This is a genomic window from uncultured Mucilaginibacter sp. (genome assembly GCF_903913935.1).
In the GTDB taxonomy this organism is placed as follows: Bacteria; Bacteroidota; Bacteroidia; order Sphingobacteriales; family Sphingobacteriaceae; genus Mucilaginibacter.
Genome location: NZ_CAIWNH010000465.1, coordinates 1 through 17,229 on the forward strand (window position 1 = coordinate 1; position 17,229 = coordinate 17,229).

Annotated in this window: 12 protein-coding genes and 1 pseudogene; 4 read left to right on the top strand and 9 right to left on the bottom strand. The window is 43.9% G+C overall.

Translation table 11 applies throughout. From position 1 onward, the window contains the following. The 4 genes and pseudogenes from QZY09_RS18565 to QZY09_RS18580 all read right to left on the bottom strand — a co-directional run. Positions 1–1,704: pseudogene (locus QZY09_RS18565) on the bottom strand (hypothetical protein); the annotation flags it as partial. A 183-nt stretch (positions 1,705–1,887) separates the two neighbouring features. Then, positions 1,888–3,465 (bottom strand): SusD/RagB family nutrient-binding outer membrane lipoprotein, encoded by a 1,578-nt coding sequence (locus QZY09_RS18570; RefSeq protein WP_295674769.1) that lies wholly within the window; start codon positions 3,463–3,465, stop codon positions 1,888–1,890. Positions 3,466–3,484: 19 nt separating this feature from the next. Further along, a complete protein-coding gene (locus tag QZY09_RS18575; RefSeq protein ID WP_295674771.1) occupies positions 3,485–6,784 on the bottom strand; it encodes a SusC/RagA family TonB-linked outer membrane protein in 3,300 nt (1,099 codons plus the stop codon). A 280-nt stretch (positions 6,785–7,064) separates the two neighbouring features. Continuing rightward, a complete protein-coding gene (locus QZY09_RS18580) occupies positions 7,065–7,655 on the bottom strand; it encodes a phosphonate degradation HD-domain oxygenase (RefSeq protein WP_295674772.1) in 591 nt (196 codons plus the stop codon). A gap of 166 nt (positions 7,656–7,821) precedes the next feature. On the opposite strand from QZY09_RS18580, the gene QZY09_RS18585 reads away from it, so the two are divergent. Beyond that, on the top strand, positions 7,822–8,400 hold the full coding sequence (locus QZY09_RS18585; protein WP_295674774.1) for an XRE family transcriptional regulator: 579 nt from the start codon (positions 7,822–7,824) through the stop codon (positions 8,398–8,400). A 191-nt stretch (positions 8,401–8,591) separates the two neighbouring features. After that, the gene (locus QZY09_RS18590; RefSeq protein WP_295674775.1) at positions 8,592–11,030 is read left to right on the top strand and encodes a bifunctional YncE family protein/alkaline phosphatase family protein; all 2,439 of its coding nucleotides are present in this window, start codon (positions 8,592–8,594) and stop codon (positions 11,028–11,030) included. Positions 11,031–11,143: 113 nt separating this feature from the next. On the opposite strand, the gene QZY09_RS18595 is transcribed toward QZY09_RS18590, so the two are convergent. Together QZY09_RS18595 and QZY09_RS18600 are read right to left on the bottom strand one after the other, a co-directional pair. Further along, complete coding sequence (locus QZY09_RS18595) at positions 11,144–12,805, bottom strand: response regulator (protein WP_295674776.1); 1,662 nt, start codon at positions 12,803–12,805, stop codon at positions 11,144–11,146. Positions 12,806–12,995: 190 nt separating this feature from the next. Beyond that, a complete protein-coding gene (locus QZY09_RS18600; protein ID WP_295674777.1) occupies positions 12,996–14,396 on the bottom strand; it encodes an ATP-binding protein in 1,401 nt (466 codons plus the stop codon). Positions 14,397–14,544: 148 nt separating this feature from the next. Here QZY09_RS18600 and QZY09_RS18605 point away from each other — a divergent pair, with 148 nt between their 5' ends. Next, entirely contained in the window at positions 14,545–14,826 is a 282-nt protein-coding gene (locus QZY09_RS18605; RefSeq protein ID WP_295674779.1) for a GNAT family N-acetyltransferase, read from the top strand. 81 nt (positions 14,827–14,907) lie between these two features. Continuing rightward, positions 14,908–15,543: a (4Fe-4S)-binding protein gene (locus QZY09_RS18610; protein ID WP_295674781.1), complete on the top strand. Its 636-nt coding sequence runs from the start codon at positions 14,908–14,910 to the stop codon at positions 15,541–15,543. Positions 15,544–15,582: 39 nt separating this feature from the next. Here QZY09_RS18610 and QZY09_RS18615 read toward each other — a convergent pair whose 3' ends face one another. The 3 genes from QZY09_RS18615 to QZY09_RS18625 all read right to left on the bottom strand — a co-directional run bounded on the left by QZY09_RS18615 (position 15,583) and on the right by QZY09_RS18625 (position 16,885). After that, entirely contained in the window at positions 15,583–15,951 is a 369-nt protein-coding gene (locus QZY09_RS18615) for a hypothetical protein (protein ID WP_295674783.1), read from the bottom strand. Continuing rightward, complete coding sequence (locus QZY09_RS18620; RefSeq protein WP_295674784.1) at positions 15,952–16,266, bottom strand: hypothetical protein; 315 nt, start codon at positions 16,264–16,266, stop codon at positions 15,952–15,954. A 79-nt stretch (positions 16,267–16,345) separates the two neighbouring features. After that, positions 16,346–16,885 (bottom strand): class I SAM-dependent methyltransferase, encoded by a 540-nt coding sequence (locus tag QZY09_RS18625; RefSeq protein ID WP_295674785.1) that lies wholly within the window; start codon positions 16,883–16,885, stop codon positions 16,346–16,348. Positions 16,886–17,229: the final 344 nt, after the last annotated feature.

A 17,229-nucleotide genomic window follows, 5' to 3' on the forward strand; every position in this document is an offset into this window, starting at 1 on the left:
AAATTGCTGTGCGGCTTTAATGTGGTTAGGCGCAACGTTAAGCCCCGGTAATTTCACGCGCAGTGCATCGGGCAGGGTGTATTCGCAGTGTACACCAAACCTCGCCAGTGTACTATCACCATTTGCATTTTTTAACTGGCCCAAAACTTCATCGTAGGTTCTGTTCTCTTTGGTAATATAAACGATGTATTTTATTGGCGTAGCTGTTGCACCCGGTAAGGCGGGTAAAGGGTTTTTGGGGTTGATGTTAACCTTTTTGACCAAAAAGGTATTGGCAATTACCTGGCTGGTATAGCCTGCAAGCCGTTGTGCATCAGGCACCGGCAGCTTTTGAAAAAGGCCAAGCTGAATATCACCAATATAGGTTCCCTGCGGGGGACGTACAAACCCTTTGCCGCCATTTGGCCCGGCGCCAAACCCCCGGCACGAGGTAATATACAACTCTTTTTCATCGGCAGATAGTTTTACCCTCGACGGCCCCCAGCCGGTGGGGATCAAGCCTATAGTTGTTTTTGATGGTACGTCAATTACCGCTACGGCATTGAAGCCCAGCAAGGCAACATACAGCGTCTTCTCATCTTTGCTTAAACAAATACCGAATGGCAGCACACCGCGGTAATGGTCTATCCTGCTATCTACCCTGATCGGTATCTCGCCCAATAGCCTGTTGTTTTTATAGTCGATGACGGAAATATTATCATTTGTGGCATTGGTCACATAGGCGTATTGCGTACCTGCGGCAATAGAATTCGGGCTGGCGCCGCCAACAACCTCAGCACCTTCAATCATTTGCCCTACCTGGTAGCCGGTTTTAAACTTATCGATCACTTTATTGGTGCCCAGGTCGATAGTGAAAACGCTCATCGCTTCGGGCGACAGCGGACTTCCAACGCCCGGAATCTTCCTTCCTTCAACTACGGTCCCTTCAATCGATTCTTTGGTGTCATTTCCGTATGGATGACGGGATATCATAATGGAGTCGGCATTTTGAGGGGTTGCACCAGTTATCAGCGGGTATGAATACATACCCACATTGGCAACAAAGGCGGTTTTTTTATCCGGACTTAGTGAAAGCCCGAAAGGCTGCCTTCCGGCAGGAATGGATGCTGTAATGCTTTTTGTTGCAAGGCTGACACGCACCAGCCTGAAATTGCCACGGTCAAGCACCAGCAATTCGTTATGATCTGGATTTAACAGCAGGTCGGAGGTGAAACTGTCCTGGTAATCCTTGCCGCCAACTTTGCCATTGAGTGATAGCGAGTCTGTTCGCTGCAGGTTTTCGGTATCGTAAACCATGATTGCACCATCATCGCCGCCGCTCAGGTAAACAGTTTTTGAATCCGGTGCAAAAGCCACGCCCAAAAATGAGCCGTCAAGTATGGGGGAGACAATTTTTTTATCGTAGGAGGGTACCCTGACTGCATCCATGGTAGCAAGGTCGATCAGCGTAATAACTCCATTATGCAGGGTTACAGCTTTTTTTCCGTCAGGCGAGATTGACAGCCCGAACGGATCATGTGTGATGCGGACAAAATCGCCGGCCGGCGTAACAAACCTGCCACTTGGCAATACCGACGTTCCATGTGGGGTAATGATACAATATTTATCTGTACCGGGTACCTCTAATATCGAGACCTGTTTTTGTGCATAACTTTGACAGATTGCTCCGGTACACAGTAACATAGAAAAAAATAGCTTTTTCATAGCGTTGGTAAATTATGTATAAAATAAGTATTGAGCCCCTTTAAGTAAATAAAAGCGCAGTCTAATTTTTGGCATGTACTTAAAGCACGTTTAATCAAAATACTAAAAATAAAATAAAGGCGGGATGTTACTCCCGCCTTCGCCAATTAATTAATTAATCCTCAATAATTAAAAAAAAGAACTCTATTTTAACACCCACATCGTGCCGTTTATGTCGTCGTTTCCTCCGTATTGGCTGGCTAAAGCTGCATTGTAGTTTGCGGTATTGGCCGATTGTTCAGACGAAGGGTATTGGAAACGTAAAGCGATACGCTGTCCGTTACCGGTGCCAGGGCCTGTTGTAAATGCAGGCACACCTGTTCTGCGGTATTGGAAATAGGCTTCTAAACCTGAATGGCGGAATAAGGCCAGGTATTTTTGCTGCAGAATCTGGGTTAAGCCAGTTGTGCTGCCTGCATATTTTACTGCCGATTGCGCATAATAAGTGTTCCAGTTGGTGTTGATCAAATAAGTATCATAATTTGATATGCTGGCAACACCTGTTGAACCGGGCTTGTAAAAATAGGCGGTAAAGGAGCCGGTCGCCGGAATACTGTAGGAGGCCATTGAAGCCTGGATGCCTGCAATATAATAAGTTTCAGCACTTCCTGTAGCCCAGCCGCGGTTTATACCTTCGGCAATGTTGAACATCAATTCAGGGTACCCGATCTGTACGCTTGGCTCGCCGGTATAGGTTGAATAATAGCGGTGACGGTTAAGGAATGAATAATCCTGGGCGTTTGCATTGGCGTACATAATACCAAGGTCAAGGCCCGGATCTGCGCCTACAAACGAAGCGAAATCAGTTGGGCTTTGGTGAAGGTCGTCCACCAAATGGCGGGCAGGTTCAGCAACAGCATAAACCCTTGGATCCTGGAATGTAGTCAGCAAACTAATATAAGTTTGTGACGAATTTTGCCTTGAACCATTTTGCCCGAAATTATCTGGTGTTTGCGGGTAGTAGTTATTTGGCGCGACAAAATTGAATTGCAAGTTATCAGCTGAACTTGCTATTAATGGATATTTTGTTGAATTGCTAACGATGCTTGCGAATTGTGCAGGTACATTTAAGTCGGCATCAGCAGCTTGTTTGCTTAATTCCAGCAATAAACGGATATGGAAAGCATTAACCACCTTTTGCCATTCAGAAAGATTGCCACTAAAGAAGAAATCGCCGGCTAATGAACCGTTTCCGGAAGCGATCAGGCTAGTCATATCCGAGTTTGCACTTTCTAACCAGGCTAATGACTGGATCATTACTGCTTTTTGTGTGTCGTATTTTGGCGAAAGGTTGCTCAAACCCTGCAAAGCCTGGGTCATCGGGATATCACCCTCTTCCAGACTCATTTTACTAAAGAAGTAGGCTCTGAAAAACTTACCGATAGCGCTATATGGGTTTACCGCAGGCGAACCCGCTTTTGCCGCCTGCTGCTCCATTAAGACAACATTTTTAAGCGTGGTGTAATAATTGTCGCCAGAGCCCAAATTATATTGGTTATTACCGTAATAATTATAATTGTAAATATAATACTGGTCGTAAATTTCCGAAGAGTTGTCAGGGAAATCAACCATGTTATATTCAACACCGTTCAGCAACAACGAAGCAGGTACGCTCGTAGGAACGTTGTTATTGATTGAGTCAGCAAGAAATGTTTTCTTACAGCTGCTTACCGTAAGTGCTAAAAGCACCGGCATTAAACAAATTTTTATTAATTTTTTCATGATCATTATCCAATTTAAATTAGAATGAAAGTTTTATGTTCAGACCGTAACTGCGAACCGAAGGCGATTGTAAGCCTGTGCGTCCATCTGATGTGTTTGCGTATTGGTCCAGGTCAACGTCTTTAAATTCCGGGTTTTTGTAGAAGTACAATAAGTTACGGCCGTAAATGGTAAGCGAAGCCTTAGTGATAAAGGTGTTCTGCAACCAACGTTTCGGTAAATCGTAATCCAAAGTCACTTCCCTTAATTTTGCATAGGTTTTGCTCATCAGGTTGGCTTCAGTTACACCATAATATTCGCTGGCAAATTCCTGTACAAAAACCGGGGTAGTATTAGTGCCATATTGCAACGCGCTATAATTTAATACTTTACCGGTATGTGAATCGTAGTTTGGTGCCACGCCGTTAGATATAACCACACCTGGGGCAACATAGCTGCCGGTATAGTTTGCATTTGGTGTAATTCCATTCAGCGGGAAATTCTTCCAGTCCTGGTAGCGTGCCGCACCTAATGCACCTTCAGCAGTTAAGGCATTTGCACCACCGCGCATTGTTTTATTGTGCATATAATCTGAAATAACGCCACCCACTGCACCGTCAAACTGGAAGCCCAGGCTTACGCTTTTGTAATGGAATTTGTTATAAAACGACCAGTTAAAATCAGGTGTTGCGTGTCCCAGGTTTTGGGCTACCGGGTTTACCAATGCTTCACCGTTTGAGCCAAAGATGATCTGTCCTGTTGGCGTTCTAACAAATGCTGAACCGTAAACAGCGTCAGTTCTGTCACCCTGGTGGAAGAAGGTGTTATATGTTGACTGTCCCGGCGGCAGCTGCTCAAATATTTGCTTGTAAGTAGCGAAGTTGGCTAAAACATCCCAGCCAAAGCCACCAAGATCTTTTATTGGGGTGCCGGTAACACTTAGTTCGTAACCAGTAGTTTTGGTCTTTAATGCGTTAATGTATTCGATTGTATAGCCGGAAGAGGTAGAAATAGCATTCGGCAATATTTGCGGACCATCAATGTACTGGAACGTTGTGGCGCTTAATCCCAAACGGTTTTGCAGGAATTTAATATCAAAACCTTCTTCGTAGTTTACACGTGTTGATGTTACGATACCGTTAGCATACAAATTGTCGGAACCATAACCAGCGGTCTGGCTGTTATATGGTTTCGCAGTTAAATAGGAAGTATTCAATGCATAAGTTGGTCCGTTGTATGGCGAATTATATGTGCTGCCATAACCTAGCGGGTTATCATACAATGACGCCCCGGTGCTGCCGCCAAAAGCGGTGATAGAACTGTATGGCGCAGGGCCAATAGTCGGGCTGGTTGCATCACTGCGGATATTGGCATAGGAAGCCCTGGCTTTCAGGAAGGTGATAAAATCGGGCATTTTGATATAATCCGAGATCACGGTAGCCAGTGATAAACTTGGATATAAATAAGTAGTCGGTTGCTGAAATGCCGATGAGTATTCATTACGGATAGTACCTGATAAGGTAGCATACTTGCCGAAAGAGGCGTCCATTGAAGCGAATTCGCTTAACTGCAGTTGTGCCGAATTAAAGCTGGTAGCCTGCAGGGCATTTTCTGAGTTGCTGAACGAATAAACGCCCGGTACATTCAGGTAGTTGGTAGATACCCAGCTTGAGTTGTATTTAAAGCTGCGCAGATTGCTACCCACCAAACCCGATAAGTTAAGGAATTTTGCGACGGTATAATTGTAGTTTACTGTTAACAGGGTATTGTTGTCAAACAGGTCGCGGCGGTCTTCACGGTAATCACCCATGTTACCTTCACGTCCGTAAGGGTGTGCCGAATAGGGCATATCTTCCGTACGTAATAGATTATAGGTACTGATCTGTGATTTTAATGCTACGTTCAGGTTGTCATTCAATTTGTAAGTACCGCCCAGGTAACCGTAAACATCATTTTTATGATGACCACGTGTCCATATCTTTGTCAGGAAATATGGGTTATGGTAACGGGTATATTCTTCGAAATTCGAAGCGATACCAACTTTACCCGGCTGCCATATGGCTTTAATGTCAGGCGAGTTAACGCTCCAGTCAGCGCCTGTCCAAATCGCCATGTTGTAAATGATAGAGTTAGGACCGTACTGAACATCCGGAAAATCATCTGTACTCTGGCGGTTAAAGTCTAAACTTGCCTCAAATTTTAAACGCGATGATGCATTAAAGGAAGCATAAACGTTCGCATTGGCAATATCAAGGTATTGTGATGGAATGTAGCTTTGCTGGTGTTCCTGCGAAGCCGAAAACCTGATGTTGTAATTATCGCCATTGGCAGTTATTGCGACATCATTATTGGTTTGATAGCCAGTTTGTAAAAAATTGGCCAGGTTATTGGCGCCGCGGGCTGTCCACGGTGTGCCCTGGCGAACTCCGTTAACCACCGGGCTGTCATATTGAGGGATCAGCTGACCGTTAAAATATGGCCCCCAGATATCGTAATCACTATCAACGCCGCCGGGTGCACCGCCTTTACCGTCAACAAATTCATAAAAAGTGTTTTCGCCAGGTCCGAATGAGTGCTGAACCCGCGGAAATGCGATGAAACCTTTATTTAGCACGGTGCTGCTGTTGATATCAACAGTAATACCCTTTTTGTTTTTATCGCCTTTTTTAGTGGTGATAATGATGGCGCCAAACTGTGCGCGGCTGCCATAAAGCGCTGCTGCCGCAGGTCCCTTTAATACGGTATAAGTTTCAATGTCATCAGGGCTGATGTCATAAGTATCAGAGTTGAACGGTAACCCGTCAATAATGAACAATGAAACAGTGTTTCCGCGAATGGTTACGTTTGGTACGCCTAAAATTTCTGAAGTGGCGCCCACCTGCAAACCGGCAACTTTACCGATCAACCCGTTGATAGGGTTAGGGTCGCGAGCCGTGGTCAGATCGTCGCCGTTAACTGATTGCGTAGCGTAACCAATGCGCCTGGTTTCTTTTTTAACACCAAGGGCGGTTACTACTACTTCATTCAATCCTTTGGCGCTAACCTTAAGGGTGACATCTATAATTGTTTGATCGGCAACTTGCACATTTAGTTCTTCGTAGCCGATAAAACTAAATTTTAATGTTTGCCCTTTACTCACAGCAATTGTATACCGGCCGTTAACATCGGTAATGCTGCCTGTTTTAGTACCAGCTACCCTTATGTTTACGCCGGGCAATGGCTGGTGTGTGTCATCAGTAACTGTTCCTGAAATTTTGGTTTGCGCCATTAGTGCGTATGGCGCAAGACAGAATAACAACACCGTTACTACGGTTTTGATTGTTTTGTAAATCTGTTTCATCTGTTAAAGTTTAATAGTGAAGGAAGTTGATTTTTCATTCAGCAATACTAAACTTTGTTTATTATTGATAAACAAACTCAGGATTAAGCAATATTTAAGATTAGATTTTGAAAAGGTTAAGAGATGGGTTTATATATAACCGGAATATTACAAATAACTCACACTGAATTAATACTATATTTAAATAATAAACGTATGCTCCCAGGTAGATATCCGCCCAAATCGTGGTAATGTTTATAAATACCAGTGTAAAGCCGGTTTTTGGTGAAAAAAGTGTTCGCTAATCCTTGTTCGCTGCCCGGTCCGTAAGATGGTCAAGCGCAAGCATTTTAAGGTGTGCGATGTTGTTAACCGCTACATCCGTATCTTTTGCCATATCATCCCAGTAGCGCAAACGGATGATCAGGTCAAGATCTGGCTTTTGTTCAAATGCTGCTGCTTCTTCAGGGCTCATCATCCCTCCCTGGAATTCGAGTGTTACTTTACTTGCGGGCGAAAGTTTATTATAATATTCGGCATACCTGTAAGTAAGGTAACGCTTGGCAATAACATGAGCCTGCACCAGGTCGGCTATCCGTTCTGAAAAGCCATGTGCTAAAAGATAATCAGCTCCCAATTTTTCGTGATCTACATTCCCCATTCCGTCCATGCTTTCAGCTTGTCCCTCCCCGGCGCATAAATGGCCGATGTCATGAAAAAAAGCCGCCAGGATCACTTCATCGTCATACCCTTCTTCTTCGGCAAGCCGGGCCGCCTGCGACATGTGTTCCAGTTGCGAAACCGGCTCCCCGATATAATCTTCATCACCATGCTTTTCATATAAAGAAAAAACTTCGTTAACAATAGCTTCAGGGTTGGTGGTTGGGTTCATAAAATATATTTTGCGCAAATTAAAGTATTGAATGTTATTTAATTATTAAAAAATCATTCACGTTTAAGTCAGTCAATGCAAGTCCTTTTAACTATAATTAACAAAAATATTGCATTGTGACATTTACTAATTTGTTTACTTTGCGGCCATAACCTATTGTCGATAAATGGAAGAAGATATACTGATCCAGATCAGCAACCGAATTAAAGAGCGGCGGCGCGAAAAAAATATTACCGTCCAGGAACTGGCTACCAGGGCCAACGTTAGCAAGGGCCTTATTTCGCAGATTGAAAACAGCCGTACTATTCCTTCCTTATTGGTATTGATAGAAATTATTAAGGCGCTGGAGATTGATCTGAATGAGTTTTTTAAAGATATCCGCTCCCGCACTGCCGACCTGCCCATTGTTATCAAACGCAAAAGCGAATATGATCATTTCGAGAAAGAACATGCCAGCGGCTTTCATTACCAGCGGATATTTACCCAATCCATCACCCAGTCAACTATAGATATAGTTATCCTGACACTTGAACCTGATGCGATACGGCCTCTGGTTGAAACGGACGCATTTGAATATAAATATGTGTTATCCGGAAAGGTAGAATACCAGTTTAAAGAAGAGAAAATTGTTTTAAACCAGGGAGATTCCATGCTTTTTGACGGGCGTATGCCACATACGCCCATCAACCTGGGCACAACAGAAGCAAGCATGCTGGTGATCTATTTTTTTGAAGAGAAGAAATGAATTTAATTTGAAAATTTGAGAATTTGAAAATGGGAATGGTTCTTTTCATTTATTAAAATCTTCAAACTTTCAACTTGATTTTATCATTTTCAAATTACCAAATCTTCAAATTTTCAAATCAACATTAAGTTTATGTTAACCGGTAACATCGTTCAAAAGCAATTGCTACTTTTGATCATCAATTTATCGCTATGAGACTAAAAGTGCAAGCGCTGCTTTTCGCTGCTATTTGTTTAACCGCTTCTGTTGCGTACGCACAATTGCCGGGGAAGATCCAGAAAACCGGGCAGGTATTGCTGCCCAACGGCTGGAAACTTAGCCCCGCCGGGCGTGCTTTGCAATTGGGAGACCTGCCGCTTAATATGCAGTTATCTCCATCAGGGAAATTACTGGCGGTTACCAACAACGGCGAAAGCACACAGTCCATTCAATTGATCGACCCAAAAACTGAAAAACAGCTGGATGAAAGAATTGTTGGCAAAGCATGGTATGGGCTGGCTTTTAGCAACGATGGAAAAATACTGTATGCCGGTGGCGGCAATGATAACTGGATCATGGCTTTCCATATCCAGAACAATAAAATTGGCAAGGCGGATACCATAAAGCTGGGAAAACCCTGGCCTGATAATAAAATATGCACCACAGGTATCGCAGTAAATAAGGCCAATACCCGCCTTTACACGGTAACCAAAGAGGATAGTGCATTATACGTGATAGAACCGGCAAGCCGTAAAATTATAAAACGGGTAAAGCTGGCAGCCGAGGCTTATAGCTGTATCCTTTCGCCTGATGAAGCAACTTTGTATATTTCTATCTGGGGCGGATCGGAAGTTACCTGTTATAATACCCATACCGGAAGTATGACTAGTATTGCTGCCGGCAGTCACCCCAACGAGCTGCTGTTAAATAAAACAGGCAAAATATTATTTGTTGCCAACGCGAATGATAATTCGGTTTCGGTGATCAACACCCTTACAAAAAAGACGATAGAAGTAATATCGACAGCGCTTTATCCCACCAAATTAACTGGTTCAACCAGCAATGGGCTGGCCCTGTCAGCCGATCAGAAAACGTTGTATATCGCCAATGCTGATAACAATTGCCTGGCAGTTTTTGACGTAAGCCAACCCGGCGGCAGCCATAGTTTAGGTTTTATCCCTGTAGGCTGGTATCCAACCTATGTGCGTACGTTAGGCAATAAAATCCTGGTGGCTAATGGCAAGGGTTTTACCAGTATGGCTAATCCTGAGGGGCCGCAGCCTGTTAAAAAAGCAGATAACAGCGGTTACAAAAAAGCGCCTACCTCAAGGGGCGAACAATATATTGGCGGTTTGTTTAAAGGTACATTGTCCTTTATTGATGCGCCAAAGGCTGATCAGCTAAAAAAATATACCAGCGAGGTATACGCTAATACTCCTTTTAATACTAAGGTTTCAGCGCTTGCGGCCGGTATTGAGGGCAACCCGATACCCCGGAAACGCGGACAGGCCTCGCCCATAAAACACGTATTTTACATTATTAAAGAAAACCGGACTTACGACCAGGTTTTGGGGGATGTACCGCAAGGGAACGGCGACACTTCGTTATGTATTTTTGGCGAAAAAGTTACCCCGAATGAACATTCCCTGGTAAACAATTTTGTTTTGCTGGATAATTTTTATGTAGATGCCGAGGTGAGCGCCGATGGCCATAACTGGAGCACCGCTGCTTACGCCACTGATTTTATCGAAAAAACATGGCCCACCAGTTACGGTAGCAGGGGCGGTAACTACGATTCAGAAGGTACCCGTAAGATTGGCGACCCGCGCGACGGCTATATCTGGGATTACTGCAAAAGGGCGGGTGTAAGCTACCGTACCTACGGCGAATTTGCCGACGACTATAAGCCGAATATTAAATCACTAATCGGCCATTACTGCGTTAAAGCGCCAAGCTTTGATCTCGACATTACCGACCGTTACCGAGAGCAGGTATGGGCGCATGATTTTGATTCATTACTTAAAATCAATAAAGTACCGCAATTAAGCACTATCCGTATTTCCAACGACCATACCAGCGGGCAGCAAAAGGGCGCCATCTCGCCAATTGCCGCAGTTGCCGATAACGACCAGGGCGTTGGGCTGTTAATTGAGCATTTATCTCAAAGCCCGATCTGGAAAGAATCGGTCGTGTTTGTTTTGGAGGATGATGCCCAAAACGGACCCGATCATATTGATGCGCACCGTTCGCCGGTTTATGTTGCCGGGCCTTATGTAAAGCACAACGCCGTTATTCATAACATGTATTCAACATCGGGCGTATTGCGCACCATTGAGCTGATATTGAACCTGCCCCCAATGAGCCAGTATGACGCGGCCGCGGTGCCACTTTTTGAGTGTTTTAACGAGAAACCCAACTTATCGCCTTACAAAGCCCTGCCAGCACAGGTAAACCTGGAGCAGAAGAATGTAGCGGATAACCAAAGTAGCAAACGTTCGCAGTTTTTTAATTTAGCCAAAGAGGACGCTGTTCCTGACCTTGATTTGAATGATGTGATCTGGAAATATGTAAAAGGTGAAAACGCCGTTTTACCCGCGCCGAAACGCAGCGCCTTTGTGATTTTGGAAAAGAAAAAGAAGGATGATGATTGAATGTGGCTAAAAACAGAGGGTGTCATGCTGAGGCACTCGAAGCATGCGGGCAAAGGCCTTTACGCGTGCCCTTCGACAGGCTCAGGGTGACACCCCCTTTTTATCGATCCCTTCTACACCTCCGCCAAATATTTATGCACAAAGCTGATCGCCATGGAGCCTTCGCCAACGGCAGACGCAACGCGGTTCATCGCCCCGGAGCGTACATCGCCGGCGGCAAAAATACCTTTGCAGCTGGTTTCCAGTAAAAACGGATCACGGTTCATCTTCCATATTTTGGCAAAATTATCATAACGCCTTAATTCGCGCCCGGTTTCAATAAATCCTTTTTCATCACGGATGATGTCCAGCTTTATCCAGTCGGTATAAGGTTTGGCGCCAATAAATACATACAGCGCAACAGCCTCTTTAGTAACGGTCTCTTTTGTTTTTACATTGATGAGCGTTAGTTTTTCAAGGCAATTGATGCCATGGGCTTCCGTTATTTCTGTATCGGTGATCACCTGGATATTCGGGATGTTCTCTATCTGGGTAATGAGGTAGGCCGACATGGTGTAACTCAAACTGTCCCGCCGGATGATAATGGAAACTTGTTTCGCAAATTTTGAAAGGTATACTGCCGACTGCCCGGCAGAATTCCCCCCGCCGATGATGAACACATCTTTGTCTTTACAGGCGGAAGCTTCGGTCATGGCGGCGCCGTAATAAACGCCGGCACCGGTAAAGTGCTCAATGCCTTTTACTTCCAGCTTCCGGTAGTCTACACCTGTAGTAATAATTACCGTGCGGCTGATGATCTCGGGCCCGTCTTCCAGGATGATGGTTTTATAGCCGTCTTTTTGGGTGATATCGCTTACCGATTGCGGCGATAAAAACTCGGCACCCAAACGCAAGGCCTGGCTGATGGCCCGCCGGGTAAGGTCAGCGCCGCTAAGCCCTGCCGGGAAACCAAGGTAATTCTCGATCCTGGAACTTGAACCTGCCTGTCCACCGGGTGCTTTTCGCTCTATCAAAAGTGTTTTTAATCCTTCTGATGCGCCGTAAACAGCGGCGGCCAACCCTGCCGGACCGGCTCCTACGATTACCACATCATAAATTTCGTTGGTGATCTGCGGGTTTTTACCCACCTTTTCGGCAATCTGCCGGATAGTGGGCTGGCATTCGTAGCTGCCATCTTCATATACAATCAAAGGCAGTTTATCCTCACTAATTTTGTTAAGTTCTAATTTTTGCCGGGCTTCCGGGTTTTTATCCACGTCAAACCACCGGTAGGGGATCAGGTTACTCGCGAGGTAATCCTTGATCATATGCGATTGCGGTGAAAACTGGTAGCCTACTACTTTTATGCCTTTAAACTCGGGGATGTAGCTGCCCTGCCAGTCGTCCAAAAGATCGTTTAAAACCGGGTATAGCTTTTCTTCGGGCGGGTCCCAGGGCTTCATCAGGTAATAATCAAGCCGCACATCATTGATGGCTTTTATAGCAGCTTCTGTATCCGAATAGGCGGTAAGTAACACTCTTTTGGCATCAGGGAATATTTTGATGGCTTTCTCCAAAAAGGCAGTGCCCTCCATTTCCGGCATACGCTGGTCGCAAACAAACAGCGCCACCACATCCGAACTGTTTTTCAGGTCAGTTAAAGTATCAAGCGCTTCGTTAGCGGATGTTGTACTCAGAATTTTAAACTCCTTTCCATACATCGTTCGCAGGTCGCGGCTTATCGCACGCAATACCTGCGGGTCGTCATCTATTGAAAATATTATAGGTCGTTCCATTGGTAGTTGTTGTAGTAGTCGGAAAGTCCGAAAGTCAGGAAAGTCCGAAAGATTAATAAAATGATCAAATACGAATTAAAAAAATAAATCCGAAATCGAAATTCCGAAATCAATAGCATTCCGCAATCGGCATTCCGCCATCCGCAATAAAATATATCCGAAATCACAAATCTGAATTCCGAAATAAAAATTATCCGTCAATCGGAAAACAAACACTAAACTCTGTTCGCCCGGGTTCCGATTTTACTTTTATCGAGCCGTTATGCTGGTGTACTATCCGGTGTACCACCTCAAGGCCCATGCCGGTGCCTTTTCCCATTTCTTTAGTAGTAAAGAACGGATCAAATATCCGTGATTTTATTTCATCGGGTATGCCCGGGCCATCATCAATGATATAAACTTGTACAAATTCCCTGTCTTTTTTTGTTTTAATGGTCAATGTACCTTTGCCGTTGGGTTCCATTGCATCCAGTGCGTTGTCAATCAAATTCGTCCACACCTGGTTCAGTTCCCCGATCAAGGCATTTACCGGCGGCAGTGTTTGGTCAAATTCTTTCACCATAGTAATGTTGCCTTTCTTGATTTTATAGATCAGCATCATCAGCGTGTTTTTAATGCCTATGTGGATGTCGGCATATTGTTTGTCCGATCCGCGGTCCATATGGGTAAATACCTTCACCGAGTTTACCAGGCTGGCAATGCGGTGCGATGATTCCTGAATATTTTGCACCATTCTTTCCGTAGTAAGCAAATTGCCGATCCAGTTAAAAACCGGCGAACAGGAATCCGTCGGGATATGGCTGCAAAAAGTCTCCAGGTTGTCCACACCAAAACCAAAATCTACAAAATTCTCGGCGAGGTCATAGCTGTTTTCAATATTTCGTTCATTAAGCCAGTCTGCAATCTCCTCTTCACGTTTGGTTCTTTCCTTAAGGGATAGCTCCGGGTTATCCTTAACCGCAAGCAGCCTGAATAATTCATTGTTTACCGCATCAATCTGGTCGCCGGTCATTTGAATGGAGATCACTTTTTTAAAGCTTACCGGTTCCATTTTTAAATGTTCCAAAAGCGACACCGAATCGCGCACAATGGCCGATGCGGGGTTATTCAGCTCATGCGCCAAACCTGCCGACAGTTTACCCAGCGCCATCATTTTTTCATTTTGCTGCTGCATAGCGGTAAACTCGCGCACCCGGTTACTCATTACATGTACCAGGGCCTGGGTGAGTTCAAAATGGTCTTTTACCATTTCCCTGATCCTTTCTGTCGGAAACGACATGATCTGCGCCTCGCCCACAGCATGGCTGCTGGCGCTAGCCGTAACGCCACGGGAATAGGGCAGATAGCCCGAGATATCGCCCGGGCGCAATGTGGCAATTTCGCGCCGGCTGCCATTTTGTGTAATGTAAAGCACTATCCGGCCTTTGATCATAAAATGCGGCCCGGCAAGTGGTTGGCCTTGTTGGGTTAAATATTCGCCATCGGAAAGCAGCCGGTTTTTACTGTTATCAATAAGCCATTGCAGCTGATTATCAGGCACGTTTTTTAATGCTTCAAAAGTTCTGAGGGTTGAAACGGTTACTGTTTCCATACAATTAAAAGTAAGGATTATTCTTTATTTTTACAGGAAATGAGTTTTAATTTTTAAGGAAGTCCGAAAGCCTGTCTGCCGGCAGGAAGGTCCGAAAGAAGCTGCAATTAGCGTTTTGGCAAAAATAAATACGTTACATAAAGATACAATGGAAATACAAAATAAAAACGATGGCAAACGCGGGGCTTTTTATATAGAAGATGGCGGGAAAGAGATTGCTTTAATGCATTATATTTTCTCGGGGCCGGGTAAAATGATCATCGACCATACCGAAGTTAATGACGAATATGCAGGCAAAGGCCTTGGCTTACAGCTGGTAAAAGCCGGCGTTGCCTATGCGCGCGAAAATCACATCAAAATTTTGCCGCTTTGCCCTTTTGCGAAAAAAATATTCGATATTACTCCTGCGTTTGCTGATGTGCTTTTCTAGTTCATAGTTGATGGTTCATAGTTCATAGTAGAAAACTTCGGGACGGCATATGGCAGGTTGAATAAATTAAATTGTGACAAGATGAAATACAAGTTTGAACACCCCATCATATCCCGTATCGGGATGGAAAAATATAAATGTACTGTTGAATGGCGCCACGGTAAATTTATTGCTGATGAGCCGGAGAGTTCGGGTGGAAACGACCAGGGGCCTGATCCTCATACCTTGTTATTATCATCATTGGCAACCTGTACACTGGCAACGCTGCGCATGTACATCGACCATAAAGGCTGGGATATCCCCCAAATAGCGGCCTCGGTAAATATGTATTTTGAAGAAAAAGAAGGAAAAAGGGTTACAGTGATTGACCGCGACCTCGATTTTTTAACGCCGGTAACGGATGAACAACGTGAGCGTTTGATCCAGATCGCGAAAGCCTGCCCAGTTTCAAAAATACTTGAAGGCGAGATCCAGATCCGCACATTTGCTTATAGTGAAGAAGAAGAGAAGGAAAAACACAGCTATACTAATGATGATATCACTGTAGTATGGAAACCGGAACTCTGCCGGCATGCCGCGCGATGCGCCACGCAACTGCCAACCGTTTTTAATCCCAAAGCAAAACCCTGGGTAAATATGGATGGCGCAACCAGCCAGGAAATAAAGGAGCAGGTAGCCAGGTGCCCGACCGGAGCATTAAGTATCGCCGCCAAGTGATTAGAGATTAGAAATGACTTTTTAACTGATCTCCAATCACTAACCTCTAATCTCTAACACCGGTTTATTCATCACCTGATAAAAAAACAAACCGCCCATACAGTACAGCAGCACGTCTATCCAGTCGGCGGTATAGGTTCTGGAGAGTAACGGTAACAACCCTTCAAAAAGCAAACTGATATAAACCACCATAAACGTTACCTGCAAAGGCGATAATACATAATAATTACTTTTGATGATGAACACCCTTTGCAGCCATAGGCCGATGTTGGTAATTACGGGCACTGCAAAAAAATCGGTGATATAGCCGTTTAACCAGGAGACAGGGATATCAAACACCCGGGTTGTTTTTACAATCAGCCATACCAGGCAGCCGGCGATGAACCATGGGTTGAGCAATGTTTTCATCTATACGGCCATCAAGCTGAGTAATACCAGCAAACAGGTTGCAAACAGAAAAAACGCGATCTGAACATAATATACCGTCCAGCGCAGTGAATTTAAACTGCTCTTATACCAACGGGTAAAAGCACCGTCTGTGGGTTTTATAAACAGGTAATCGTTTTCTTTTAACAGCTCGCGGTTTACTTTTATTTCTACCTCGCGCGAAAAACGCTGTGGCTCCAAAAAACCACTGCAATACAGGCATCGGTCGTCAATACCTCCGTTCCATAAAGTCCATTCACCGCAATGCGGGCATTTTATTTCCCTTACCTGGCTCATTTAAAAGATCTGCAAAGCAAATATACGGTATATTAAAAATGGATATCCTAATTCGAACGTTGAATGGCAAGGTTTTTGTTTAGTCTCTTTTGGCAGTGATAACCCCCATGGTTTGAGAAGCGTAAGTGAAGTTACTATGATTGATAACCGAAAAACCCCATTTTTTGAGGGTTTGTAATAAGCCTAATAATAGCTGACGGTTATGGTATTCGACAGAAATGTTTTTAACATTTTCAATCTGGCTTTTATCGATGCTAAACATCACTTTTTCGAAACCCTCGATGTCGCACTTTATGCTTTCAATTTGGTATTGCGTTATCAGTGTCGTTAAATCGTTAGTCGTTGTAATTGATTTTACAAGAAATTCAGACCCGTCTGCTGGGAAATGCTCATCGAAATACTTTTTTAGCACATTGATATCCTTTTCATTTAGATCAACACCGATTACTTTTTTAGCACCTTTATTTTTAAAATATACCGGAGAGGCTGCCTCAAGGTCGCTTACCTCCCACAATCCGCAGCCAAGATCAAGAACTATTTTGTCAGCAACTTCCAGGTATTTCCAGTGAATACGCGAATCTTCAGAAGTGATTAAATCTGAGACGAAAGGCTGTTTCACTTTTCTGAATTTCCTTTCAGTAACATAATTATTTATAAAATAATATTCCCTTTTTACGATGTCGATAAATCCCATTTATTTTATGGTTTAGTTAGTAATGCGTTGTTTTTTAAAAAATTAATTATCAAAAGACAGTTTTTTCAATACTTAAAAATAAGCATTGTTTTTTCAGTTGTTTGAAAATAGTTTTTGACTATTTCTATAAAAAGCTGAATTTAAAAAATGCCATCGTATTGCCCGTAATTTGGTAAATTTATTGTAAATAATGCTTCCTCACTGCGCCATTTTGATTGCCGGGCTTTTTATTTTTGATAAAAATTCAATCATTACTACTAAAATGGCGC